This is a genomic window from Streptomyces griseocarneus, assembly GCF_014655595.1.
Taxonomy (GTDB): Bacteria; Actinomycetota; Actinomycetes; order Streptomycetales; family Streptomycetaceae; genus Streptomyces; species Streptomyces griseocarneus.
This window is the reverse complement of record NZ_BNBL01000021.1, coordinates 16,305-40,364: the sequence shown is the minus strand read 5'-3', so window position 1 is coordinate 40,364 and position 24,060 is coordinate 16,305. Positions and strand designations below refer to the sequence as shown.

At 73.1% G+C, this 24,060-nt stretch carries 15 protein-coding genes; 5 read left to right on the top strand and 10 right to left on the bottom strand.

Translation table 11 applies throughout. The annotated features are described in order from the left end of the window. Positions 1–124: 124 nt before the first annotated feature. From IE295_RS32320 to IE295_RS32310, 3 genes are read left to right on the top strand one after another with little or no spacing between them, the layout of a single operon-like run. Positions 125–1,537: an ABC transporter substrate-binding protein gene (locus IE295_RS32320; protein WP_190067366.1), complete on the top strand. Its 1,413-nt coding sequence runs from the start codon at positions 125–127 to the stop codon at positions 1,535–1,537. Positions 1,538–1,550: 13 nt separating this feature from the next. Continuing rightward, on the top strand, positions 1,551–2,900 hold the full coding sequence (locus tag IE295_RS32315) for a carbohydrate ABC transporter permease (protein WP_190067365.1): 1,350 nt from the start codon (positions 1,551–1,553) through the stop codon (positions 2,898–2,900). Beyond that, entirely contained in the window at positions 2,897–3,796 is a 900-nt protein-coding gene (locus IE295_RS32310; RefSeq protein WP_190067364.1) for a carbohydrate ABC transporter permease, read from the top strand. Before IE295_RS32315 ends, IE295_RS32310 begins: the two co-directional genes overlap by 4 nt. Positions 3,797–3,814: 18 nt before the next feature. Here the strand turns inward: IE295_RS32310 and IE295_RS32305 are convergent, their stop codons facing one another. Next, positions 3,815–5,446: a glycosyltransferase family 39 protein gene (locus IE295_RS32305; protein WP_224323614.1), complete on the bottom strand. Its 1,632-nt coding sequence runs from the start codon at positions 5,444–5,446 to the stop codon at positions 3,815–3,817. Positions 5,447–5,546: 100 nt separating this feature from the next. Here IE295_RS32305 and IE295_RS32300 point away from each other — a divergent pair, with 100 nt between their 5' ends. Continuing rightward, complete coding sequence (locus tag IE295_RS32300; RefSeq protein WP_224323613.1) at positions 5,547–7,175, top strand: glycosyltransferase family 2 protein; 1,629 nt, start codon at positions 5,547–5,549, stop codon at positions 7,173–7,175. A 68-nt stretch (positions 7,176–7,243) separates the two neighbouring features. On the opposite strand, the gene IE295_RS32295 is transcribed toward IE295_RS32300, so the two are convergent. The 6 genes from IE295_RS32295 to manB all read right to left on the bottom strand — a co-directional run bounded on the left by IE295_RS32295 (position 7,244) and on the right by manB (position 16,111). Continuing rightward, the gene (locus IE295_RS32295; RefSeq protein WP_224323612.1) at positions 7,244–8,389 is read right to left on the bottom strand and encodes a glycosyltransferase; all 1,146 of its coding nucleotides are present in this window, start codon (positions 8,387–8,389) and stop codon (positions 7,244–7,246) included. Continuing rightward, complete coding sequence (locus IE295_RS32290; protein WP_224323611.1) at positions 8,386–11,178, bottom strand: bifunctional glycosyltransferase/CDP-glycerol:glycerophosphate glycerophosphotransferase; 2,793 nt, start codon at positions 11,176–11,178, stop codon at positions 8,386–8,388. Before IE295_RS32290 ends, IE295_RS32295 begins: the two co-directional genes overlap by 4 nt. 126 nt (positions 11,179–11,304) lie before the next feature. Next, the gene (locus IE295_RS32285; protein ID WP_224323610.1) at positions 11,305–12,564 is read right to left on the bottom strand and encodes a glycosyltransferase 87 family protein; all 1,260 of its coding nucleotides are present in this window, start codon (positions 12,562–12,564) and stop codon (positions 11,305–11,307) included. A gap of 62 nt (positions 12,565–12,626) precedes the next feature. Further along, positions 12,627–14,141, bottom strand: coding sequence for a hypothetical protein (locus tag IE295_RS34225; RefSeq protein WP_268255743.1), 1,515 nt, complete (start codon positions 14,139–14,141; stop codon positions 12,627–12,629). A gap of 3 nt (positions 14,142–14,144) precedes the next feature. Beyond that, the gene (locus IE295_RS32275; protein ID WP_190067360.1) at positions 14,145–14,960 is read right to left on the bottom strand and encodes a polyprenol monophosphomannose synthase; all 816 of its coding nucleotides are present in this window, start codon (positions 14,958–14,960) and stop codon (positions 14,145–14,147) included. A 71-nt stretch (positions 14,961–15,031) separates the two neighbouring features. Further along, positions 15,032–16,111 carry a mannose-1-phosphate guanylyltransferase gene (gene manB / locus IE295_RS32270; protein ID WP_190067359.1) on the bottom strand — a complete coding sequence of 360 codons (1,080 nt, stop codon included), beginning with the start codon at positions 16,109–16,111 and terminating at the stop codon, positions 15,032–15,034. A gap of 183 nt (positions 16,112–16,294) precedes the next feature. Here manB and IE295_RS32265 point away from each other — a divergent pair, with 183 nt between their 5' ends. Then, positions 16,295–16,819, top strand: coding sequence for a GtrA family protein (locus IE295_RS32265; RefSeq protein WP_190067358.1), 525 nt, complete (start codon positions 16,295–16,297; stop codon positions 16,817–16,819). Here IE295_RS32265 and IE295_RS32260 read toward each other — a convergent pair. The 3 genes from IE295_RS32260 to IE295_RS32250 all read right to left on the bottom strand — a co-directional run bounded on the left by IE295_RS32260 (position 16,747) and on the right by IE295_RS32250 (position 24,060). Then, complete coding sequence (locus IE295_RS32260; RefSeq protein WP_190067357.1) at positions 16,747–17,922, bottom strand: hypothetical protein; 1,176 nt, start codon at positions 17,920–17,922, stop codon at positions 16,747–16,749. The genes IE295_RS32265 and IE295_RS32260 overlap by 73 nt on opposite strands. 83 nt (positions 17,923–18,005) lie before the next feature. Further along, the gene (locus tag IE295_RS32255) at positions 18,006–23,018 is read right to left on the bottom strand and encodes an NAD-glutamate dehydrogenase (protein WP_190067356.1); all 5,013 of its coding nucleotides are present in this window, start codon (positions 23,016–23,018) and stop codon (positions 18,006–18,008) included. Between the two features lie 328 nt (positions 23,019–23,346). Beyond that, positions 23,347–24,060: an HAD family hydrolase gene (locus tag IE295_RS32250; protein WP_190067355.1), complete on the bottom strand. Its 714-nt coding sequence runs from the start codon at positions 24,058–24,060 to the stop codon at positions 23,347–23,349.

Sequence of the window (24,060 nt, the reverse complement as noted above, 5' to 3'; positions counted from 1 at the left end):
CCCCGGAGACGGTATTGCGGTGACCTGACACCCGGCGTAGGACTGTCGCACGGGAGTGCGGCCGTACGCAGGGACAACGCACGGCGCGGCCGTCAACGGGGACCGGGCACGGGAGGTACGGGCCATGCGCAGGGCGACACGCACATCACCGACCGCAACACCATCCACGCGCGCCATACGCGGCACGCTCGCCCTGGTCGTGGCGGGGAGCCTGGCGCTCACCGCGGCCGGCTGCGGCGGCGGCGATGACGACGGAGGCAAGGGCGACGCGAGCGGCGCACCGGCTCCCGGCAAGTCCGACGTCATCCCCCACACCGTCCAACTCCCCAAGCTCAACGGCCAGAAGCTCAAGGTGACCGCCGTGTGGACCGGCGCCGAGCAGAAGAGCTTCACCAAGGTGCTGGACGAGTTCGCCAAGCGCACCGGCGCGGAGGTCTCGTTCGTGCCGAGCGGCGACGACATGTCGGCGTTCGTCGGCTCGAAGGTCGCCGGCGGCGATCCGCCGGACGTCGCCATGCTGCAACAGCCCGGCGTCCTGCGGGAATTCGCGAAGAAGGGCTGGCTCAAGCCGCTCGGCGCCGAGGCCAACGCCCAGCTGGACAAGAACTTCGCCAAGGGCTGGCGGGAACTCGGCGCCTCCGAGGGCAAGCAGTACGGCGTGTACTTCAAGGCCACGAACAAGTCCCTCGTCTGGTACAACACCAAGATATTCGAAGCGGCGGGCGCCAAGGAGCCGAAGAACTGGCAGGAGTTCCTGCGCACCGCCCAGGCCGTCGCCGACTTCGGCGTCTCGCCGGTCTCGGTCGGCGGCGCGGACGGCTGGACGCTCACCGACTGGTTCGAGAACGTCTACCTCTCGCAGGCGGGCCGGGACAAGTACGACCAGCTCGCCCAGCACAAGATCAAATGGACGGACGGGTCCGTGAAGGACGCGCTGGAGACGCTGGCCCAGCTCTTCGGCAAGAAGGAGCTGCTGGCGGGCGGCAACGACGGCGCGCTGCAGACGCAGTTCCCCGCCTCGGTCAGCCAGACCTTCAGCGGCGGGGAGAAGGCGAAGGCCGCCATGGTCTTCGAGGGCGACTTCTCCGCCGCCACCATCACCGGCGCCAAGGCGAGGATCGGTACGGACGCCAAGGTCTTCCCCTTCCCCGCGGTGGGCAGCCGCTCCCCGGTGGTGACCGGCGGGGACGTGGGCGTGGCACTGAAGGACGGGCAGGCCGCCCAGGCGCTGCTGACGTTCCTGGCCTCCCCGGACGCGGCGGCGATCTGGGCGAAGGACGGCGGCTTCGTCTCGCCGAACAAGAGCCTGCCGCTGACCGCCTACCCCGACGAGGTGCTGCGTTCCATCGCCAAGGCGGTGGTGGCGGCGGGCGACGACTTCCGCTTCGACATGTCCGACCAGGCCCCCGCCGCGTTCGGCGGCAAGCCGGGGCAGGGCGAGTGGAAGCACCTGCAGGACTTCCTGCGCGACCCGAAGGACGTGGCGGGCATCCAGCAGCGGCTGGAGACCGACGCGGCCAAGGCCTTCACGAGCTGACGGGGCCACCGCCGTGACCTCCGCGACCGCTCCCCCGCCCGCGGCCGGGAAGCGACCGGCGGCCGGGACCCGGGGCGTGCTCGGCACGCGCCCGTGGATCGCCGCCTGCTTCCTGCTGCCCGCGCTGGCCCTGCTCGGGGCCCTCGTCGTCTATCCCATCGGCTACTCCCTCTACCGCAGCCTCTTCGACGCCTCCGGCGACGGCTTCGTCGGCGCCGACAACTACCAGGAGGTCTTCACCGACGACCGGATCCGCACGGCCCTGAGGAACAACGTCGTCTGGGTGGTCGTGGCGCCGGCCGTGGCCACCGCCCTGGGCCTGATCTTCGCGGTGCTCACCGAACGGGTGCGCTGGGGCACGGCGTTCAAACTGGTCGTCTTCATGCCCATGGCCATCTCGATGCTCGCCGCGGGCATCATCTTCCGGCTGGTGTACGAGCAGAACCCGGACCGCGGCGTCGCCAACGCCGTGTGGGTCGGCATCCACGACACGTTCGCCGCGCCCGCGCCCTACCCCGGGGCGCGACCCCGGCCGAACGGCGACCTGACGGCGAGCGACGGCGGCTCGTACACCACCCGGGGCGCGGTGCGGGCGGGCACGGCGGTCGCGCTGCCGCTGGTGGCCGTGAAGCCGGAGGACGTCGGCGGGGCGAAGGAGGCGATTCCCGCGCGGGACGTGGCGGGCAAGGTCACCGGCACGGTGTGGATGGACTTCACCCGGGGCGGCGGCGGGACCGCCGGGAAGATCGACGCGGGCGAGAAGGCCCTGGCCGGGGTGACGGTGGAAGCCGTCAAGGACGGCCGTGCGGTCGCCTCGGCCACCACGGCCGGGGACGGGACGTTCACCCTGCCCCCGGCGGCCGACGGCGCCCGGCTGCGGCTGCCCGCGGCGAACTTCGCCGCCGCGTACAACGGGGTGGACTGGCTCGGGCCCACCCTGGTGACGCCGTCCATCATCGGCGCCTACATCTGGATGTGGGCGGGCTTCGCCATGGTCCTCATCGCGGCGGGCCTGGCGGGCGTGCCGCGCGAACTGCTGGAGGCGGCGCGGGTGGACGGCGCGAACGAGTGGCAGGTCTTCCGGCGGGTGACGGTGCCGCTGCTGGCGCCGGTGCTGGCGGTCGTGGTCGTCACGCTCATGATCAACGTGCTGAAGATCTTCGACCTCGTCTACATCATCGCGCCCGGCTCCAGCCTCGACAACGCCAACGTACTGGCCCTGCAGCTCTACCAGTCCTCCTTCGGCACGAACGTCAACCAGGGCGTGGGCAGCGCCATCGCCGTCCTCCTGCTGCTGCTCGTCCTGCCGGTGGTGGTCGTCAACGTCCGGCGGATCCGCAGGGAGAAGGAGGGCCGGCGATGAGCACCGCACGCGTCACCCCGACCGCGAACACGGTCGTACGGGCCGAGCAGTCGCTGCCGGCACGGATCGCCGCCCGCCTGGGCGGGGGCCTCCTGCGGGTCTTCCTCGTCGTGGTGGGGCTGTTCTGGCTGATGCCCACGGTCGGGCTGCTGCTCTCCTCCCTCCGCGACAAGTCGGACATCGCGGCGTCGGGCTGGTGGCAGGTCTTCGCCCACCCGGCCCAGCTCACGACGGAGAGCTACAGCACGCTCTTCGCCAACGACAAGGTCATGCAGTCCCTGCTGACCACCGCCCTGATCACCGTCCCGGCGACCGTGCTGGTGATCCTGATCGGCGCGCTGGCGGGCTACGCCTTCGCCTGGCTGGACTTCCCCGGCCGGGACTGGTGGTTCATGGTGGTCGTGGGACTGCTGGTGGTGCCCGTACAGGTGGCCCTCATTCCGGTGGCGAAGCTCTTCAACACGCTGGGCATCTTCGAGTCCACGGTGGGCGTCGTCCTCTTCCACACCGCCTTCGGTCTGCCCTTCGCGGTGTTCCTGCTGCGCAACTTCTTCGCGGAGATACCGCGCGAGCTGCTGGAGGCGGCCCGGCTGGACGGGGCGGGCGAGCTGCGGCTGTTCACCCGGGTCGTGCTGCCGCTGGGCGGACCGGCCATCGCCTCGCTGGGCATCTTCCAGTTCCTGTGGGTGTGGAACGACATGCTGGTGGCGCTGATCTTCGCGGACAGCGGCAATCCCCCGATCACGGTCGCCCTGCAGCAGCAGGTCCGCCAGTTCGGCGACAACGTCGACATCCTCGCCTCGGGTGCGTTCCTGTCGATGATCGTGCCGCTCGCGGTCTTCTTCGCCTTCCAGCGCCAGTTCGTGAGCGGGGTGATGGCCGGCGCCGTCAAGTGACCCGGCGGCCCCCGGGCCTCAGCGCCCTCCCTGACGGCGTACGTACAGCGACACGGAGCCGCCGCGTACGAACACGGTGGACTCCTCCCGGTACAGCGCGCCCAGCGCGGTCGTCTTGGCGAACTCCTCGCGCTGGGCGCGGAACCACGGCGTGCCCACGGTGGTCGTGTCCGCCACCACCCACACCCGCTGCCGCGCGGGCAGCCCCCGCAGCCGGGCCCGCAGCTCGGCCGCCCCGACCTCCTCCCCGAAGAGGGTGCCGGACGCGGCGGGCGACCTCCTGAGCGTGAGGTCGCGCAGCCCGGTGAAGTCGCGCGGGTAGGCCAGGGATATCCGGCGCTCGTGCAGCGGGAGGAACAGCACCGCGTCCCCCGGCCGGGCCACCCGGCCGACCGCGGAGGCGACGCGGGCGAGCTCGTCACCCCGGCTGCTCGGCAGCCGCTCCCGTTCCTGGAAGGGCAGCTGCCAGACGAAGGCCGCGGCGACGGCCGCCACTCCGGCCGCCGTCGCCACCCGCCGCCACGGCAGGAGTCCGAGCAGCCGCTCGGCGCCGGCCGCGGCGAGCAGCGGCACCCCCGCGAGGCAGAAGAGCAGATAGCGGTCGAGGAAGAGCGGCTGCCGCTGGGACGCGGCATAGAGCAGGACGGGCGGTACGAGGGCCAGCGGCAGGGCCACCGCGGTCAGCCCGATCGGCCCCTTGCGGGGCAGCGGGGCCACGATCGCGACGACCGCCAGGAGCAGCGTGACGGCCACGACGGCCTCGCCGGGCCCCGCGAAGGCGTACACCAGCGCCCTGACCTGTTCGTAGTCCGGCGTACGGATCCACGAGACCTGTTCGCTCTGCCGTCGCGAGAGCAGGGCCAGCGGCGCCAGCAGCCCGCACGCGGCCACCGCCGCGCAGCCCCAGCCGCGCCACACCCGCCCGGGGACCCGGGAGACCAGCAGGGTCACGGCGTGCGCGGCCAGCAGCAGGACGGCGAACTCGTGCAGCAGCGCCGTGACCGCGACCACCGCGCCGTAGCCGGCCCAGCGCCCGTGCCGGCGCAGCCCGTCCGCCTCCCCCGGCGTCCCCTCGACGGCCCGTATCAGCAGGCAGGTGGCCAGCGCGGCCCCCGCCGCGACCAGGGCGTACGAGCGGCCCTCCTGGGCGTAGTGGCTGACGAACGGGGTGGCCGCGTACAGCAGTCCCGCCCACAGGCCCACCCGGGGCCGGGCGAGTCGGCGGCCGAGGGCGGCGACCAGCGCGGCGGTGGCCGCGGCCGCCACGACGGACGGCAGCCGCAGCGTCGTCTCCCCCGCGCCCGCCGCGAGCAGAGGGTGCATCAGCAGGTAGTACAGGCCGTGGACGGCGTCGACGTCCCCGAGCAGGCGCCAGATCTCCGGCAGCGAGCGACGGGCCACCTGGAACGTGGCCGCCTCGTCCCGCCACATCGTGCCCCGGTCCAGCCCCCACAGGCCGAGGACGAGCATGACGGCGGCCGGCACGACGGTCGCCAGCGGCGCGGCTCCGGCCCACCCTCGCCGCGGCACGGCCGCCGTCGCGGGCCGTTCGCCTTCCCGCGCCCGTTCGTCTTCCTGTGCCTGTGCCCGTTCGCCTTCCCGTGCCCGTGCCCGTTCGCGTGCCCGTTCGCGTTCGCGTTCCATCACCATGTGCGCCCCTCCCCTGCCCTGGCCTCTTGCCGTGCCGTCCGGCCACGCGGACGAGCAGAATGCCCCGAATAGCAGTACTTATTCGATAAGACTGTGTTTTGTGACAGTGAACGGGAGCGGAATCCTCACCGCACGGGTCGGCGTGATCGTCATCGGCTACAACGACGCCGCGCACATCGGTCACGCCGTCCGCTCCGCCCTCGCCCAGGGACCGGCCGTCGCCGAGGTCATCGTCGTGAACGACGCCTCCACGGACCGCACCCGCGCCGTCCTGGACCGCATCGCCGCCGACGAGCCCCGCCTGAAGGTCATCCACCGCGCCGTCAACAGCGGCGGCTGCGGCACCCCGCGCAACGACGGCGTGCGGGCGGCCACCGCGCCCTATGTGATGTTCCTGGACAGCGACGACGCCCTGCCCCGCGGCGCGGCGGCCGCGCTCCTGGACGCGGCGCTGCGGCACGACGCCGCCGTGGCGGCCGGGCTGTGCGTCCGCCGGGAGCTCCCCCGGCGGCGCGACATCCCCTGGCAGGCCCCCCTCTACCGGCGGCCCGCCGTCCACGACTCCCCCGAGGAACACCCGGCGCTGCTGCGCGACACCCTCTGCGTCAACAAGCTCTACGCCCGAGCCTTCCTCACCGGGCACGGAATCGCCTTCCCCGAAGGCCCCGTCCGCTACGAGGACTTCGTCTTCACCGCCCGGGTCCTGGCGGCCGCCCCCCGGGTGGCGACCGTCCCCGACACCGTCTACATCTGGCACGTGCGGCGGGACGCGGACCACCCGTCGATCTCCCTCGACCGCGAGCGCGTCTCCAACTGGCAGGCCCGCGTCCGCGCCCACCAGCACAGCGTGGAGATCTTCCGCGAAGCGGGCAGCGCCCCGCTGGCCCACGCCGCGCGGGTGAAGTTCCTCGACCACGACCTGCGCATGTACGTCCGGGAGCTGCCCGGCCACGGGCCCGGCTACCGCCGCGCCTGGTGGCGCGTGGCCCGCGACTGCCTGGCCTCCTACGACGAGGCCGACCTGTGCGCCGCCCGCGCCCCGGCGCGCTGGATCGCCCGGGTCGTGCTGGCCGCGGCCACGCCCCGCGACCTGGACCGGCTCGCCCAGCTCGCCGCCCGGCCCGCCCGGCTGCTCCCGCCGTACGCCGAGGTGGCGGGCCGGGCGGTGTGGGCGGCGGACCTGCCGCAGGTCCTCCTCGACGGCCTCACCGGCCCCGGCGCCAAACCCGCCCGCCGGCTTCCGGTCACCGTCGACGCCGTGCTGCACCCCCGGACGGGCTCCCGCACCAAGCTGCGCCTGCGCGTGCACGACCTCTACGGGCGCCTGACGGCGGCCCGCCCGCACACCGTCGACATCGAACTGCGGCTCAGGGACGGCGAGGCCGTCGTCGAGCACACCCGCCCGCTGGTCGCCGACGACTCCGTCTGGGGAGCACAGCTGACCCTCGACCTCGCCGAGCTGGCGCGGCAGGGCCGGCGCCGCGCCGACACCCCGCAGGCGTGGGACATCCACGTGCGCGTCCACTGCACCCACGGCGGCATCCTGCGGGCCGCCGTGCGGGCGGCCGGCGACGGCATGCGGCCGGTCGCGCTGCCCAGCACCCGGCACGGGCTGCTGCTGGCCCAGCCCTACGCCACCGGTGGCGGCTCGCTCGCCCTGCGCCTGGCGCCCGGCGTGCGGTGCGCCCTCGGCGTCGGCCTGCGCAGGCTGCGCCGCCGGATCCGGTAGGCCGGCGGCCGCCCGCCGCACCGCCACGGCGTCCCCGCGCCCCGCGCACACCGCCCGCCTCGCCCGCCTCACCGGTCGATCTCCTCGAACAGCGCCTCCCACCGGTCCAGCACCGCCGGCAGCGCCAGCGGCGCGACGTGCTCGCGCGCCGCCCGTCCGTAGCGCTCGCGCAGCGCGCCGTCGGCCATCAGCTCCTCCAGCGCCACGGCGAACGCCGCCGTGTCGCCGTGCGGGACGAGCGTGCCCGTACGGCCGTGCGTCACGAGCTCGCGTACGCCGCCGGACAGGTCGAAGCCGACGCAGGGCACCCCTGCCGCGGAGGCCTCGGCCAGGGCCATGGGGCGCCCCTCGCGTTCGCTGGTGAGGGCCAGGACGGACAGCTCCCGGTAGGCGGCGGCCATGTCGCGTACGCTGCCCCGGAAGCGCACCCGGTCGCCGATGCCGCACCGGACGGCCCGCGCCCGCAGCTCCGGCTCGAGCGGCCCGTCGCCGAAGAAGTGCAGCTCCCACCCCTCGTGTCCGGCGCAGGCCGTGGCGAAGGCGTCGATCAGCCGGTCCAGGCGCTTGACGGGCTCGAGACGGCCGACCGCGCCGACGCGCCGGGTGTCCAGGGGTGCGGGCGCGAGGGGGGTGAAGGGCAGCGGGTTGGGCATCACCCCCGCGTTCGGCAGGCGCCGGCGGCGGAACTCCGCCGCGTCCGCCTCGCTGAGGAACAACGACTTCTCCAGCTCCGGGTAGTGCCGCAGGATCAGCTGGAGGTTGACGGACGAGCGGGCCTGGACGAAGGACTCGTGGTACTGGCCGATGGCCCTCAGCCCCGGCGGCCGGGGCACGGCCTCGAGCCAGACCGCCGCCCAGGGCGAGCCGATGACGACATAGCCCTCCCGCGCCGCCGCGAAGCGCCGGGCCAGCCGCCGCCGGGCGCGGTCACGCTCGGCCCGTTCGGCGTGGGCCTCGCGCAGCCGTGCCGGGTTCAGCCGCTCGGCGATCGAGGCGGCCTGCCAGGCCGCGGCCGCCGGGGCGCGGTAGAGCGTGGTGCGGCGGTAGGCCGGGTCGGCGGCATAGGTGTGCGGCTCGGGGCTCGGCCGGATGCCGGTCAGCTCGACGTCGTGGCCGCGCTCGGCGAACCCCTGGGCGAGGGTGTGCAGCACCCGCTGGGAGCCGCCCATGGAGTCGACGTCGATGCCCACGAGGAAGACGTCGCGACGGCTCACCGGGGGCTCCTCTCGAAGAACAGGTCGACCACGGCCTTGCTCGCGCGCCCGGTCTCCAGCGGGTTGAACCTCTCCTGGAACGCGGCGTGGGCCCCGGCCCACTGCTCGCGCACCGCCTTCAGGTCCCTCAGCGCCGCGGCCAGTTCACCGGTCGTCGAGAGCATCGGCCCGGGGGCGATGTCCGCCAGGTCGTAGTACGTCCCGCGCGCCACGGAGCGGTAGGTGTCGTAGTCATCGGCGAAGAGCAGGATGGGGCGGCCGAGGTTGGCGTAGTCGAACATCACCGACGAGTAGTCCGTCAGCAGCGCGTCCGAGGCGAGCATCAGGTCGTTGAGGTCGGTGAACTCGCGGCCGTCGCGCACCGCGTGCCCCAGCTCCCGGGGCACCGTGAAGCGTTCGTAGTAGTGCGGGCGGACCACGACCGTCCACGCGTCCCCGACCGCGCGGGCCAGCTCCGCCAGGTCCACCCGCACCGACTCCCCGGTGCCGCGCGCCCCGTCGCGGAAGGTGGGGGCGTACAGCAGCACCGAGCGCCCGTCGGGGATCTGCAGCCGCTCGCGGGCGGCCTCGGCGCGCTCGCGCTGCTCGGGGTCGTTCCACCGCACGAGCACGTCGTTGCGGGGCAGGCCCGTGCGCAGCAGCTCGCCGGTGTACTCGTTGGCCCGCACGAATGTGCGCTCGAACTCCTCGCTCGGGGCGATCAGCGCGTCCCAGCGGTTCACCATCTCGCGGTGCTGCCGGCGCCGTTCGGGGGCGGCGAGCCGCAGCTCGGGGATGTCGAACCCCATGTGCTTGAACGCCTGGCCGTGCCAGGTCTGCAGATAGCGGGTGCCGGGCCGCTTGGCGAAGAGCGCCGGGAAGCCGTGCGAGTCCACCCAGTACCGCGCGCGGGCGACCGTACGGACGTACTCCCAGCTGCCCCGTCTGATCAGCTCCACGCCGTCCGGGTAGGAGGAGCGGCTGCCCGCGTACGACCACACGGCGCGCAGCGGGAGGCCGCGCCGGCACAGCTCCTCGTGGATGTAGCGGGGGCTGTCGGCGTAGCCGCGGCCCTCCAGGGCCTCGAAGACGACGAGCTCCTCGTCGATGGGCAGCTTCTGCAGCTCGTGGTAGGCCAGGGCCTTGGCGCGGGGGCCGGTCATCCTGCGGGAGAGCCGGTGGGCACCGCGGCGGACGGGCTTCAGGTGCGGCCCGGCGGCCTCGGCGCGGCCCAGGGCGCCGGTGCGCTCCCAGGTCAGCTCGAGCCGGCCCGCGCCCCGGCCCTCGCACGCCGCCCGGATCCCGTGCCCCGCGGTCCGGACGCGCAGCGGGGTCAGGCCGGCCGGGGCCAGCAGCGGGTCGGTGCGGGTCAGCCCCAGCCGGTCCAGCGTGATCACGGGGTGGCGCCGGCCCCGGAACCCCTTGAGTCCCATGGGCACCCGGGACAGATCGAGCTCGACATCGGCGGTCCACACCTCAGGTCCCCGCCGCGCACCGGGAGGGTCCTGGGCGGGGGCGTAGCGGAAGGGCACCACGAGCGGCTCGCCGGCGGCGGCGACGCGCAGCTCGGCCGTGACCGGCGCCGCGCCGGCCAGCAGCCGCGCCGGGTCGTACGTGCGCACGGCGATCCGCAGCCGGGCACCGGCCTGCTCGAGCGCGGCCACTTCGTGCCGCAGCGGACCGGTGGCGAACGGCTGCTCGCCGAGCCGCCACGCGCTGATGTCCAGCACGGCGGCGGCTCGCGCGTCCGCCGGCGGGGTCCGGCCCCAGTAGGTGCGCCCGGCGTCGTCCGCCACGACGTGGCGCGGGGCGATCCGGGGGCGGTCGAGGGTGCGCGCGCACTCGGCGGCCTCCTCGAGCCGTCCCTCCGTCAGCAGGTACTGGCAGATCCGCTGTTCGGGCGGGAGGGCGTCGACGGCCTCGGCCGAGACCCCTGCCAGATAGGGGACGACGGTGGCGGCGAACTCCTCGGTCCACCGGCGGTCGCGGAAGGGCAGGTCGCCCAGGTGGAGACGGAGGTCGTGCCGGAGGAACTTGGCGTCCTTGGCCGGCCTCAGGTCGGCGTTGCCCGTCTCCTCCAGGAAGTCGTCGATGAGCCGGGCCACCCGGATGCGGTCCGCCACGTTCTGGATCTTGTGCCGGCTGGAGGAGATGGACGGCCCGGACGCGGGGTCTCCGGCGAGCCGCCAGGTGTAGACGGGCCAGGGCACGACGGCGAAGGCGCGTGCGAGTGTGAAGGCCCGGGCGGTGAACAGGTGGTCCTCGTAGTGCAGGTCCTCGGGGAAGCGCAGGCCGTGCCGCTCGATGAAGTCGGCGCGGTAGAGCTTGTTGGTGGAGAGGTTGTCCGTGAAGTACTCGGGAGCCGCGCGGATGCCCTCCACGAGGCGGACGTCCTCGAAGAGTTCGGGGTACCACAGGCCCGTGGTGCCGGTCTCCTCGAAGAGGCGGGTGACCTCGCCGGTCACGAAGTCGGCGCCGGTCTCCTCGGCCGCCAGCAGCAATGACTTGCAGGAGTGGTAGGGGAGTTCGTCGTCGCTGTCGAGGAACATCACGTAGGGCGCCCGGGCCGCGGCGATGCCGGCGTTGCGCGGCGCGCCGCACCCTCCGCTGTTGGCCGGCAGCCGCAGGCCGCGCACCCGGGAATCGGACGCGGCCAGCTCCCGCACGACGGACGGCGTGGCGTCCGTCGAGCAGTCGTCGACGACGATCACTTCCAGGCGGTGCAGCGACTGCCCGAGCACCGACCGCACGGCGCGCGGGAGTCTGGGGGCGTCGTTGTAGACGATCACCACGACGCTGACATCGGGCACGACGCCGGCATCGGGTACGACGCCGTCATCAGGCGCGACACTGACGTCGGGAGCGCCCCCGCCGGCGGCGGACAAGGGTTCGCCGGGAACGGGCGCGGACTCACCTGTGGCGGGCATACGATCACCTCACTTCCGGTCGGGCAGCGACTCGGCGGCGCCGGCAGCGGCGGCCGATTCTCGATACTGAGAGTAATCACCACTACGGACAGTAACCAAACCCCCGGTCCGCCCCGGATTCCGCCCCCGGTTCCGTCCCCGCCAGGCCGCCAACGCCAGCACCGCCGCCAGCCCCCCGAACATCACGATGTCCTTGAACGCGTGCCGCGGCGCCGAGTCCAGCCCCGGCCACGGCACACCGCCCAACTGCGGCACCAGCGGCATCCAGAACCACACCGACCGCACCACTGCCCCCCGCACCACCACCGACGCCACCAGCGATGGCACCACGACCAGCGCGTAGTTGAGGAACGACGGCCGCGACACCACGAACGCCGCCAGCATCAGCAGCGCCCCGCACTCCACCAGCCGGACCCCCGCCTCACCCCCGCTCCGCCACCGCAGCCCGGCGCAGTACAGCACCACCACCGCCGCCAGCACGGCCAGCGCGAACGCCGGCGGCTGCGGCACCCCGAGCCGGGGCAGCACGGACGGCCACGCGGCGTCGAACGGACGCGCGTAGGCGTCCTGCCCGTGCAGCAGGAACGGCAGCGTCCGGGTGAAGAACAGCCCGGGCCTGGGCATGGCCGACGCCGCCGCCAGCGACACCCCGGCCAGGACGGCCGCCGCCCATCCCAGCGCCCGCCACCGCCGGGCCAGGACGAACAGCAGCAGCAGCGGCACCAGCATCGGCTTGAGCGCGATCGCCGCGCCCACCACCGCGCCCGCCGCGCTCCACCTTCCCCGCCGCGCCAGCAGCAGGGCCGCCGGGAACGCCACCACCGAGGCCGCCGTCCAGTTGCCCAGGAAGACCAGGCTGTGGAACGGCAGGAACAACGCGATCCCCACCGCCGTCGCCGCCGCCAGCCGGCTGTCGGCCCGCACGTCGAAGATCCGCAGTGCCAGCACCGCCCCCGCCGCCACCAGCGCGCCCGTCACCACCGGAACGGCGTAGAACAGCACCCGCTCGGAGAGGACCGTCTGGGGCAGTGCCGCGAAGACGGCCCCCGGCAGGTACAGGAACCGCCTGTCCGCGTACGGCGAGCCGCCCTCGAGCAGCGCCCGGGCCGCGCGCACGACGACCGCGTTGTCGATGCCGATGCGGTCCTTGGCGTACGGGCGGATCGAGCTCAGCACGAACAGCAGCACCGCGGCCGTCAGCACCGGCCACGAGGCCCTGGCGCGCAGCAGGCGGGCCAGGCCGTCCGGGCGCCCGGATCCGTCGGCCACCGGATCGGAAGGGGAACCGGAAGGGGAACCGGAACCGGCGCGCGTCTGCTCGGAGGGGGCGTTCACCGGTCGACGACCTCCAGCAGCGAGAACCCGCCGGGCCCCCGCGCCGCCGCCCGCAGCGCGGGATCGCCGGGCGCGAGACCCGTTCCGCCGTTCTTCTGCAGCACCCATCGCACGCCGTACTCCTTGAGGATGCCGAGCCGTTCGGCCCGGGTCGTGGCAGGGGCGAAGTAGCGCCGGGTGGCCTCCCGGCGCCGCTTCTCGTCGGGAAGGAAGGCATCGGGGTAGGCGGGAGCCACCGTGTACGGGCCATAGGCGGGCAGTGTGCGCAGCGCGTAGTAGTCGTCCGTCATCACCGTCGCGCGCTTGGGCACCTTCGCCGCCGCCCAGCCGAACCGCGGCCAGAGGGCGACGGCCGGAACGTCGCGCAGCCCGGGGGGAACGGCGTCCTTGCGCAGGACGTACGACAGGACGCCGGCCTGCGTCCACGCCCCCGCCAGCAGGGCCGCGCCCGTCACCACGGCCGGCAGCCACCGCCGCGCCCCCGCGCCGCGTGCGGCCGCCTCCGCGACCTCGACCGCGAGCGCGAGCTGGGCGGAGAGCAGCACGGCCGGCAGCACCCGCCCCCACGCGTAGTGCCCGCTCACCCATCCGGCGGCGAAGACCGCGGCGCTCAGCGCGAACAGCAGCCCGAGGGGATCGCGGCGGTCGCGCCGCAGGCGCGCCGCCAGGGCGACCACGCCCAGCCCGGTCAGGCAGAACTTCTGTGCCAGATGGCCGTAGAGAGGCCGGTGGATCGCGTCCAGGCCGCCACCGCCGGCCAGCGCGAGGAAGGGGTAGTACGGCCAGCACAGGGGCAGCGCCAGCGCCACCGCGGCCCCGGCGGCCACCCTCCGTCGCACCACCTTCCCCGGCCACGGCCGGGCGCCCAGCAGCACGGCCACCGCGCCCAGCACCGCGACCGCTCCCGTGAACTGATGGCACAGCAGCACCCCGGCCAGCAGCGCCCCCAGCGCCAGGAACCCGGCGAGCCCCCAGGCCCCGGCCAGGGCCCGCCGCAGCAGCGCCCACAGGTGGAGGGCGAGCCCGAGGGCGAAGGTGCTGGGGTAGGCCAGCGTCAGGCAGAGCGAGGTGAGGCCCGGCACCCCGCTCCACGCGAACAGCCGCACCCCGTACAGCAGCAGCACGCACAGCAGCGCGAGCGGCACCGCCGCCCGCCTCCGGGTGAACGTCCGTACGAAGGCGGCGGTCCCCGTGCCCAGCAGGACGAGGCCCGCCAGCGCGGCCAGCCGCAGCACCGCGAAGGTGCTCCAGCCCCCCACCGTCGCGACCAGCGCCAGCGCCACCGTCCAGGGCGAGTAGTACGGGCTGTCGGTGTCCTCGTCCACCAGGGGGTTGCCCGGATGGAGGAGGTCGGCGCGCAGCCGCTCGAGGACCGCCCCGTGCATGCCGAGGTCGCCGGACCACGGCAGCCGCACCACCATGAGCAGCAGCAGGACCGTCAGCAGGACGACGGCGGCGGCGGCCGACCGCCGTGCGGCGCGCACGGCGAGGGGCGGGGCGGTCCGGGTCACGGGTCAGCGGGTGCGCTTGCCGGGCTTCGCCGCGCGCAGCGCCTTCGACCGCAGCCGCCAGGGCATGGCGACGGACTCGAGCTGGACCGTCAGGTTCATCTTCGACTCCCCGGCGGTGCGGTCCTCGAAGTGGATCGGCACCTCCACGACGGTGAAGCCGGCCTTCAGCGCGCGGTACTTCATCTCGACCTGGAAGCTGTAGCCGGCGCTGTCGACGGAGGCGAGGTCGATGGCGCGCAGCGCCTGTGCGCTCCAGAGGTTGAAGCCGCCGGTGATGTCGCGGACGCGGGTGCCGAGGATGCCGCTGGCGTAGGCGTTGGCCCAGCGCGAGAGCAGCTTGCGGTGGGTGCCCCAGGCGTCGGAGAGGGTGCCGCCGGGCACGTACCGGCTGCCGACGACGACGTCCGCGCCGGTGGCCAGGGCGACGCCGAGCATCTCGGCGATCCGGTCGGCGGGATGGCTGCCGTCGGCGTCCATCTGCAGGACGTAGGCGGCGCCCTCGCCGACCGCCCGGTCCATTCCGGCGGCGTAGGCGCGGCCGAGGCCGTCCTTGGCGGTGCGGTGCAGGACGTCCATGCGGGTGCGGCCGAGTTCGTTGTACTTCTCGGCGAGCTGCTCGGCGATGGTGCCGGTGCCGTCGGGGCTGCTGTCGTCGACGACCAGCAGGCGCAGGCCCGGCAGCGGCAGGGCCATCAGCGCCTCGGCCATGGTGGGCAGGTTCTGCGCCTCGTTGTAGGTGGGCATCACCACGGTCAGGGGGGTGCGGCCCCATTCCGCGGGGAGCGGTGTCGCGGGGGCGGTGCGGCGGTGAACGCTCATGGGCGGCGGTTCCTTGTCGGTACGACCGGCGGAGATGACCACGACCGGTGGAGGACGGACGGGAGCGGGGGTCACACGGCGGAGAAGCGGATGGCGGCGTCGGGGATGGCCGTGCCGCACCAGATGCGGGCCCCCTCGCGCAGTTCGTTGTCCGCGCCGATCCGGGAGTGGTCGCCGATCACCGCGCCGTCGAGCACGGTCCGCGGGCCCACCCGGGCGCGGCTGCCCACCATGGAGGCGTGTACGCGCGCGTCCGCCTCGATGCGGGCGCCGTCGAGGATGACGGAGCCCTGGACGTCGGCGCCGGCCGCGATGTGGGCGCCGGAGCCGACGACGGTGCCGCCGCCGATCCGGGCTCCGGGCTCGACGCGGGCGCCGGGCAGCACGAGGTGTTCGCCGGGCTCCCCCGGGACGGCCGGGGAGCGGACGATGCCGCGGACGAGGTCGGCGGAGGCCTGGACGAAGGAGGCGGGTCGGCCGACGTCCAGCCAGTACGAGGCGTCGACCACGCCGTGCAGCAGCGCGCCGTCGGCGAGCAGGCCGGGGAAGGTCTCCCGTTCGACGGAGACCGGGCGGTCGCCGGGAATGGCGTCGATCACCTCGCGCCGGAAGGCGTAGCAGCCGGCGTTGACCTGGTCGGTGACGATCTCCTCGGGCCGCTGCGGCTTCTCGGTGAAGGCGAGGACCCGGCCGTCGGCGTCGGTGGGCACGAGCCCGTAGGCGCCGGGGGACGCCACCCGCGTCAGGTGGAGGGTGACGTCGGCCTGCGCCCGTTCGTGGCGCAGGAGCAGGTCCCGGATGTCGAGGCCGGTGAGGATGTCGCCGTTGAAGACCAGGACGGGCTCGAACGGCCCGCAGGTCAGTGCGCGGGCGGCGTGGCGGATGGCGCCGCCCGTGCCGAGCGGCTCGTCCTCGGTGACGTAGGTGAGCCGCAGGCCGTGGGCGGAGCCGTCGCCGAAGTAGGGCTCGAAGACCTCGGCGAGGTAGGAGGTGGCGAGCACCACGTGGTCGACCCCGGCAGCTCTCGCGCGGGCCAGCTGGTGGGCGAGGAAGGGCACCCCCGCCGCGGGGACCATGGGCTTGGGCGTGTTGATGGTGAGCGGCTGGAGCCGAGTGCCCTTGCCGCCGACGAGCAGTACCGCCTCTGTCATGCCAGTTCCTCGCCCGTTGTGTTCGCCTCATCGCACTGCGTCATTTTTTGCGGCAATTTACACTACAATCGGTTGTCTACGTGAAATGTCCGCTAGGCGTGGCGACCGTATCGGGAGAAGCCCTTGCGACCGACACCATCGAGAGGGACGAGGGCCACACGCGCGCGTGGCCGCGACCGCCTGATGGCGCTCGTTCACGAATTCGCGAAGTTCGGCACGGTGGGCGGCCTGGGGATCTTCGTCAACCTCGGCGTCTTCAACGTGTGCCGGGGGGCCACCGGTCTGCCGGTGGTGCGCTGCAGCGTCATCGCGACCACCGTGGCCATCGCCTTCAACTACCTCGGCCTGCGCTACTTCACCTACCGGGACCGCGACAAGGGCCACCGCAGCAGGGAGGTCTTCCTCTTCGCCGCCTTCAGCGGCGTCGGCCTGGTCATCGAGAACGGCATCCTCTACGCCGCCACCTACGGCTTCGGATGGGCGAGCCCCTTCCTCAGCAACGTCTTCAAGTTCCTGGGCATCGCCACGGCCACCCTGTTCCGCTTCTGGTCCTACCGGGCCTGGGTGTTCCGCGCCCTGCCCGGCCACGTCACGCGGCACGAGCCCGGGCACGGCGGCGCGGCGGGCGACGGAGGTCATGGCGAGCCGTCGAACAGTACGAGCAAGCCGGCCGCGTACCACCCCGAGACCACCGCACCTCCACCGTAGAGACAGCACCGCACCCCAAGCGGAACACGCGCGAGCGGCCTGGCCACCAACAGCAGCAGAACCGGCAGGAACGGCAGCATGAAGCGTGGCTTCGAGAACTGCGAGCCGGGCGTTCCCATCATCAGCAGCCAGGCCGCGGCGACCAGCGCGGCCAGCTGCCAGGGCACGCTCCGGTCCAGCGCCAGGGCCAGCGCCCCGACCGCCGTCAGCAGCACCACCGCGACGACGGCCACGTGCCGTACGTCCCCGGCCTGTCCGTCCCGGTAGAGGAGGACCTCCCACAGGAACCGGACCGTGCCGACGCCGAAGTCGAAGGACTGCCCCCAGGCCCGCTCCGCCTCGAACCAGCCGTCCCAGCGGCCCACCCTGCTGCCCAGGAACAGCCACCCGGCCAGCAGCCCCAGCGGCGCCAGCGCCAGCGCCGCCCACGGCCGCCAGCCGTCCCGCCCCCGCAGCACCGCCCAGCCCGCCGCCAGCGCGAGCGTCGCGATGAGGACCGTGGCCGTGGGTCTGACGGCGCCGGCCAGCGCGCACAGCACCCCGGCCGTCAGCCAGCGGGTCGCCAGCAGGGCCACCAGGGCCCACACCAGCAGCGCGCTGAAGACCGCCTCGGAGTACGGCACCCACAGCGCGAAGGCGTACGGCGAGCAGGACCACAGCGCCACGCACGCGTACCCGGCGCCCGCGCTCCCCCCGGCCGCCCGTACGAGCACGAACACCCCGGCCGCGGCCACCGCGGCGGCGCACCAGGAGATGAGCACGCCCGCGTACGCGTAGGGAAGCGCGGTCAGCAGGTGCGTGGCACGGATGAGGGCCGGTACGAGCGGGAAGAAGGCGAGCCGGCTGTACTCGGGCGTCCCGTCGGGGCGGTAGGCGATGGCGCCGGGGTACCCGCGCTCGGCGACGCGCAGGTAGTTGCCGCTGTCCCAGCGGTGGAGGATCCAGTGCACCCCGTGCCCGAGGTGGTGGCTCACCAGCAGCAGCACGGCGAAGCCGACGGCTGCCACGGCCAGGTGGAGGGCCACCGCGACGGCCGTCTCGCGACGGGCGGGGAGGGAAACGAGCCGTGGCGGGCGGGAAACAAGCCGTGGAACGACTGTCATCCGTCTCTCTTAGCATGCGAAAGGGGCGACTCCGGGGGTTTTCCCCGGAGCCGCCCCTTTCATACCGATGCGGAGGCCGCGCCTCAGCCGTGCGTGCGCAGCAGCGTGCGCATCGTGCGCATCGCCACCGACAGGTTGGCCAGGTCGAAGGCGTCCGAGCCGCGGATCTCGTCCAGCGTGGTGCGCGCCCGGGTCAGGATCGCGGCGTTGCGCTCCTCCCACTCCCGGAACCGCTCCTCCGGCGTGGAGGCGCCGTTGCCGGCCGACAGGACCTCGGCGGTGAGCGCCGCGTGGGCGGCGTAGAGGTCCTCACGGATGGAGGCACGGGCCATGGACTGCCAGCGGTCGGAGCGCGGCAGCTCGATGATCCGGTCCATCAGCTGGCTGATGTGCAGCCGGTCGGCCAGGTCGTAGTAGACCTCGGCCACGTCCAGCGGCTGCTTGCCCGTGCGGTCGGCGGTGGCGACGATGTCGAGCGCCGGGAAGGCGGACGAGAAGCCGGCGACCTTGACCGCCAGCTCGTCGGGCACCTCGGCGGCGACGAGCTCGTCGTGGATGGACTGCCACCACTCCATGTCGGCGCCGCGCAGCAGCTTGGGCAGCTCGGCCCAGACCGCGTCCACGCCGTCGCGGAAGAACTCGATGGTCTCCGCCAGCTGCAGCGGCTGCGGCCGGTTGTTGAGCAGCCAGCGCGTGCCGCGCTCGACCAGACGGCGCGAGTGCAGCCGGATGCGGGTCTGGACGTCGGCGGAGACCGCGTTGTCCAGCGCCTCGACGGCGTCCCACACGGCGTTGAGGCCGAAGATCTCACGGGCCGCGGTCTGCGCCCGGACGATCTCCTCCAGCGAGGCCCCGGTCTCCTCCCGCAGGCGGTGCAGGAACGTCGAACCGCCGGTGTTGACGGTGTCGTTGACCAGGACGGTGGTGACGATCTCGCGGCGCAGCGCGTGGCTGTCGATCTGCTCGCCGAACGACTGGCGCAGCGCCTGCGGGAAGTAGGCGTAGAGCAGCCGCTGCAGGTACGGGTCGTCGGGCAGCTCGGTGGTGAGCAGCTCCTCGGCCGCGGTGATCTTGATGTAGGCGAGGAGGACGGCCAGCTCGGGCTGGGTCAGCCCGCGGCCGGCGGACAGCCGCTCGCGGATCTGCCGGTCGCTGGGCAGGAACTCCAGCGCGCGGTCCAGGTGGCCGTCGCGGGTGAGCCTGCGCATGACCCGCTGGTGGGCGTGGAGCAGGCTGGGGGCCTGGGTCACGCCGTTGGCCAGGGCGACGTTCTGCGCGTAGTTGTTGCGCAGCACCAGCTCACCGACCTCGTCGGTCATCTCCGCCAGCAGCTTGTTGCGCTGCTTGACGGTCATGTCGCCGTCGATGACGAGGGCGTTGAGCAGGATCTTGATGTTCACCTCGTGGTCGGAGGTGTCCACGCCGGCGCTGTTGTCGATGGCGTCGGTGTTGATCCGGCCGCCGGTGGACTCCGGTCCGCCGGACAGCGCGAACTCGATGCGGCCGAGCTGGGTCAGGCCCAGGTTGCCGCCCTCGCCGACGACCTTGACCCGAAGGTCCTGGCCGTCGACGCGGATGGCGTCGTTGGCCTTGTCGCCCACGTCGGCGTGCGACTCGGTGGACGCCTTGACGTACGTGCCGATGCCGCCGTTCCACAGCAGGTCGACCGGCGAGCTGAGGATGGTCTTCATCAGCTCGGCGGGGGTCATCTTCGTGACGCCCGGCTCGATGCCGAGGGCCTTGCGCACGTGGGCGTTGACCGGGATCGACTTGGCCGTGCGCGGGTGGATGCCACCGCCCGCCGACAGCAGGGAGGTGTCGTAGTCGGCCCAGGAGGAGCGCGGCAGCTCGAACAGGCGGCGGCGCTCGGCGTAGGAGACGGCCGCGTCCGGGGTCGGGTCGAGGAAGATGTGCCGGTGGTCGAAGGCGGCGACCAGGCGGATGTGCTCGGAGAGCAGCATGCCGTTGCCGAACACGTCACCGGACATGTCGCCGACGCCGACGACCGTGAAGTCCTCGGTCTGGGTGTTGTGGCCCAGCTCGCGGAAGTGGCGCTTGACCGACTCCCAGGCGCCGCGGGCGGTGATGCCCATGCCCTTGTGGTCGTAGCCGGCCGAGCCGCCGGAGGCGAAGGCGTCGCCGAGCCAGAAGCCGTAGGACTGGGCGACCTCGTTGGCGATGTCGGAGAACGTCGCGGTGCCCTTGTCGGCGGCGACGACGAGGTAGGTGTCGTCCTCGTCGTGGCGGACGACGTCCTTGGGCGGCACGACCTCGCCGCCGACCATGTTGTCGGTGATGTCGAGCAGGCCGGAGATGAAGGTCTTGTACGAGGCGATGCCCTCGGCCAGCCACGCGTCACGGTCCACCGACGGGTCCGGCAGCTGCTTGCCGACGAAGCCGCCCTTGGCGCCGACGGGCACGATGACGGTGTTCTTCACCATCTGCGCCTTGACCAGGCCCAGGACCTCGGTGCGGAAGTCCTCGCGCCGGTCGGACCAGCGCAGACCACCGCGGGCGACCTTGCCGAAGCGCAGGTGCACGCCCTCGACGCGCGGGGAGTAGACCCAGATCTCGAAGGCCGGGCGGGGCGCCGGCAGGTCCGGGATGGCCTGCGGGTCCAGCTTGATCGACAGGTAGGGGCGCGGGGCGCCGTCGGCGTCGCGCTGGAAGTGGTTGGTGCGCAGCGTGGCCTTGATGACGGTCAGGAAGGAGCGCAGGATGCGGTCCTCGTCCAGGCTCGCGACCTGGTCGAGGGCGCCGTCCAGCTCCTCCTCGAGCCCGTCGATGAGCTCGTTGCCGGCGCGCTGGAGGGCCGGGGACATCCGGGCCTCGAAGAGGTTGACCAGCAGGCGGGTGGTGTGGACGTTGTTGCTGAGGGTGTCCTCCATGTACGCCTGGCTGAAGGTCGTACCGGCCTGCCGCAGGTACTTGGCGTACGCCCGGAGCACCATCGCCTGCCGCCAGTCGAGGCCGGCCCGCAGGACGAGGTTGTTGAAGTTGTCGTTCTCCGCGGCGCCGGTCCACACGGCCGCGAAGGCCTCCTGGAAGCGGGTGCGCGCGTCGTCGCCCACGATGTTCTCGGGCAGCCGCAGCCCGAAGTCGTAGATCCAGGCGGTGGTCCGGTCCGAGCAGCGCAGCTCGTACGGGCGCTCGTCGACGACCTCGACGCCCAGGCGGTGGAGCACCGGCAGGACGGCGGAGAGCGAGACCGGCTCGCCCGTGCGGTAGATCTTGAAGCGGCGCTCGCCCGGCTTCGCGCCGACCGGCTCGTACAGGCTCAGCTCGAAGTCGCGGTCGCCGCCGGCCATGGTCAGCTGTTCCAGGTGACCGAGGTCGGAGACGGCGCTGCGGGGGTTGTGGTCGGCCTTGTAGCCCTCGGGGAAGGCCTGGCCGTAGCGGCGCAGCAGCTCGGCGGCGCGCTCCTCGCCGACCTCGGCGGTCAGCGTCTCGGCGAAGCCGTCGGCCCAGGAGCGGGCGGCCTCCACCAGGCGGCCCTCGATGCGCTCGACGTCGGCGTCGGAGAGGTCCGGCAGGGTGGCGCCGGGCTCGACGCGGACGACGAAGTGCAGCCGGGACAGGACCGACTCGGTGTTCCAGGCGGTGAAGTCGACGCTGGAGCCGCCGAGCTCCTCCTTGAGGATGTCGATCAGGCGCAGCCGGACGCCGGTGGTGTAGCGGTCGCGCGGCAGGTAGACCAGGGCGGAGTAGTAGCGCCCGTACTCGTCACGGCGCAGGTACAGCCGCAGACGGCGGCGCTCCTGCAGGTAGAGCACGCTGGTGGCGATGGCGCGCAGCTGGTCGGAGGGGGTCTGGAACAGCTCGTCGCGCGGGTAGGTCTCCAGGATCTGGAGCAGGTCGCGGCCGTCGTGGCTGTCGGGGCTGAAGCCGGCGTCCGCCAGGACCTTGGCGACCTTGCGGCGGATGACCGGGACGCGGCGCACGGACTCGGTGTACGCGGCCGAGGAGAACAGGCCCAGGAAGCGGCGCTCGCCGACGACGTTGCCCTCGGCGTCGAACTTCTTGACCCCGACGTAGTCGAGGTAGGAGGGGCGGTGGACGGTGGCGCGGCTGTTGGCCTTGGTCAGCACGAGCAGCTTGTGCTCGCGGGCCTTGGCGCGGGCGTCCGCCGGGAGCCGGCTGAAGGAGGGCGAGGAGGGGCGCGAGAGCGGCGCGTGGTGGCCGTCGTGGTGCCCGTCGGGGGTGTGGGAGGGGTCGGAGCGCAGGATGCCCAGGCCGGTGCCGGGAACGGCCGTCAGGACGTCCTCCTCGTCGCCGTCGGTGTCGACCTTGGTCAGGTCGTACTCGCGGTAGCCGAGGAAGGTGAAGTGGTCGGCGGCCAGCCAGCGCAGCAGCTCGCGGGCCTCGTCGAGCTCGGTGCGGGGGATGTCGTCGGTCGGCTCGTCGGCGAGCCCGTCGGCGATGCGCAGGGCGGCGTCGCGCATCTTGCCCCAGTCCTCGACGGTCTCGCGGACGTCGTTGAGGACGCGCACCAGGTCGGCGGCGATCTGCTTGAGGTCGTCGCGGTCGGTCTCGCGGTCGATCTCGACGTGGATCCAGGACTCGACGAGCGCGTCGTGCGGCGGCTCGGCGTCCGTGCCCGTGCCGGCGCCGTGGGCGTCGCAGGCGGAGCCGAGAACCTCGAGCAGGCGACCGGTCAGGTCGCGGCGCACGATCACCTGCGGGTGGATGACGACGTGGATGCCGCGGTTCTGCCGGGAGAGCTCGTTGGTGACGGAGTCGACCAGGAAGGGCATGTCGTCGGTGACGACCTCGACCACGGAGTGGCTGGACGTCCAGCCGTTCTCCTCCACGGTCGGGGTGTGGACGCGCACGTTCGCGGTGCCCTGCGGCCGCTGCTCGGCCAGGCGGTAGTGCGACATGGCCGCGCCGTAGATGTCGACCGGATCGCGTCCGGTGAGGTCCTCGGGCGCGGTGTGCAGGTAATAACGCTGGAGGTAGGCGGTCATGGTCTCGTGGTCGACCCCGCCCTCGCCCTGGGGTCCACCCGGGCGTGGGCCCCCGGCCGGACCGGTTTCAGCGACGCGGGCCGCCCGCTCGAGCAAATCGGCCTTGGCTTCGTCCAGCTTGGTCTGCATGTCCTCTGGCTCCTGTCGCGCGCCGTTGCGAGACATAGGTGGTGATGGCTTCACGCCGTGACCCGGAGTCTCCGGTCGTCTTCGACGTTATGCCGGGATGAGGGGTGACCGGGACGTTCTCGATGAAGTTCGTGTGAAGCGCCCGGTTCCGGGGACCAGCGGCGGCCCGGGTGCGGTGGCATCCCGGGAGCAGGACAGAGGCGTCGTCGCCCCTGCTGGATATCGCGCTGATCACCTGGTAAGGCTATCGCTCTTCCCCCCGATATCGTCACGAGCTGCTTTCGTACAAATCCCGGGCCCGAACTTTGACGCTCTGGACAGCGACGAGTCAGCCGACGAGACGCTCGGCCTCCGCGACGGCCTCCACCAGGCTGTCCACCACCGGAACCCCGGCCTCCGCCAGGCTCTCACGGCTGTGCGAACCACCCGTGTACAGCACGGCGTGCGCGCCGACGTGGGCCGCCGCCACGGCGTCGTCCACCGCGTCGCCGATGACGACCGTGCGGCGGGCGCTCACCCCGTCGAGACCGGCGATGTGGCGGGCCATGTGCTCCGCCTTGCTGCCGCCGGAGGGGCCCGTGCGCCCGTCCACCCGGATGAACCGGCGCTCGATGCCGAAGCCGCGCACCAGCGGCAGCAGGTCCTCGTGCCCGTACATCGACATGATCGACTGCGTGCCGCCCGCCTCCTGCCAGCGCCGCAGCAGCGACTCGGCCCCGTCCGCGAGCGCGCAGCGTATGTGATGGTCCCGGTAGTGCCGCTGGAAGACCGTGTCCATGTGGTCCCACTCGGCCGGGGTGGGGAGGCGGCCCATCAGCCGCTCGTAGAAGCGCGGGATCGGCACGCAGTACAGCTCGCGGTAGCGCGCGAGGGTGATGGGCTCCAGGCCGAGCTCGGCGAAGGCGGCGTTGGTCGCCGAGATCACCGCGTCGACGTCGTGGAAGAGCGTGCCGTTCCAGTCCCAGACGATGTGCGCCGCCCGCCCGGCCCCGCTCTCGGCGTGCCCGGCGGTCACAGCGTCCTTCACGTTGTGCGTCCCCAT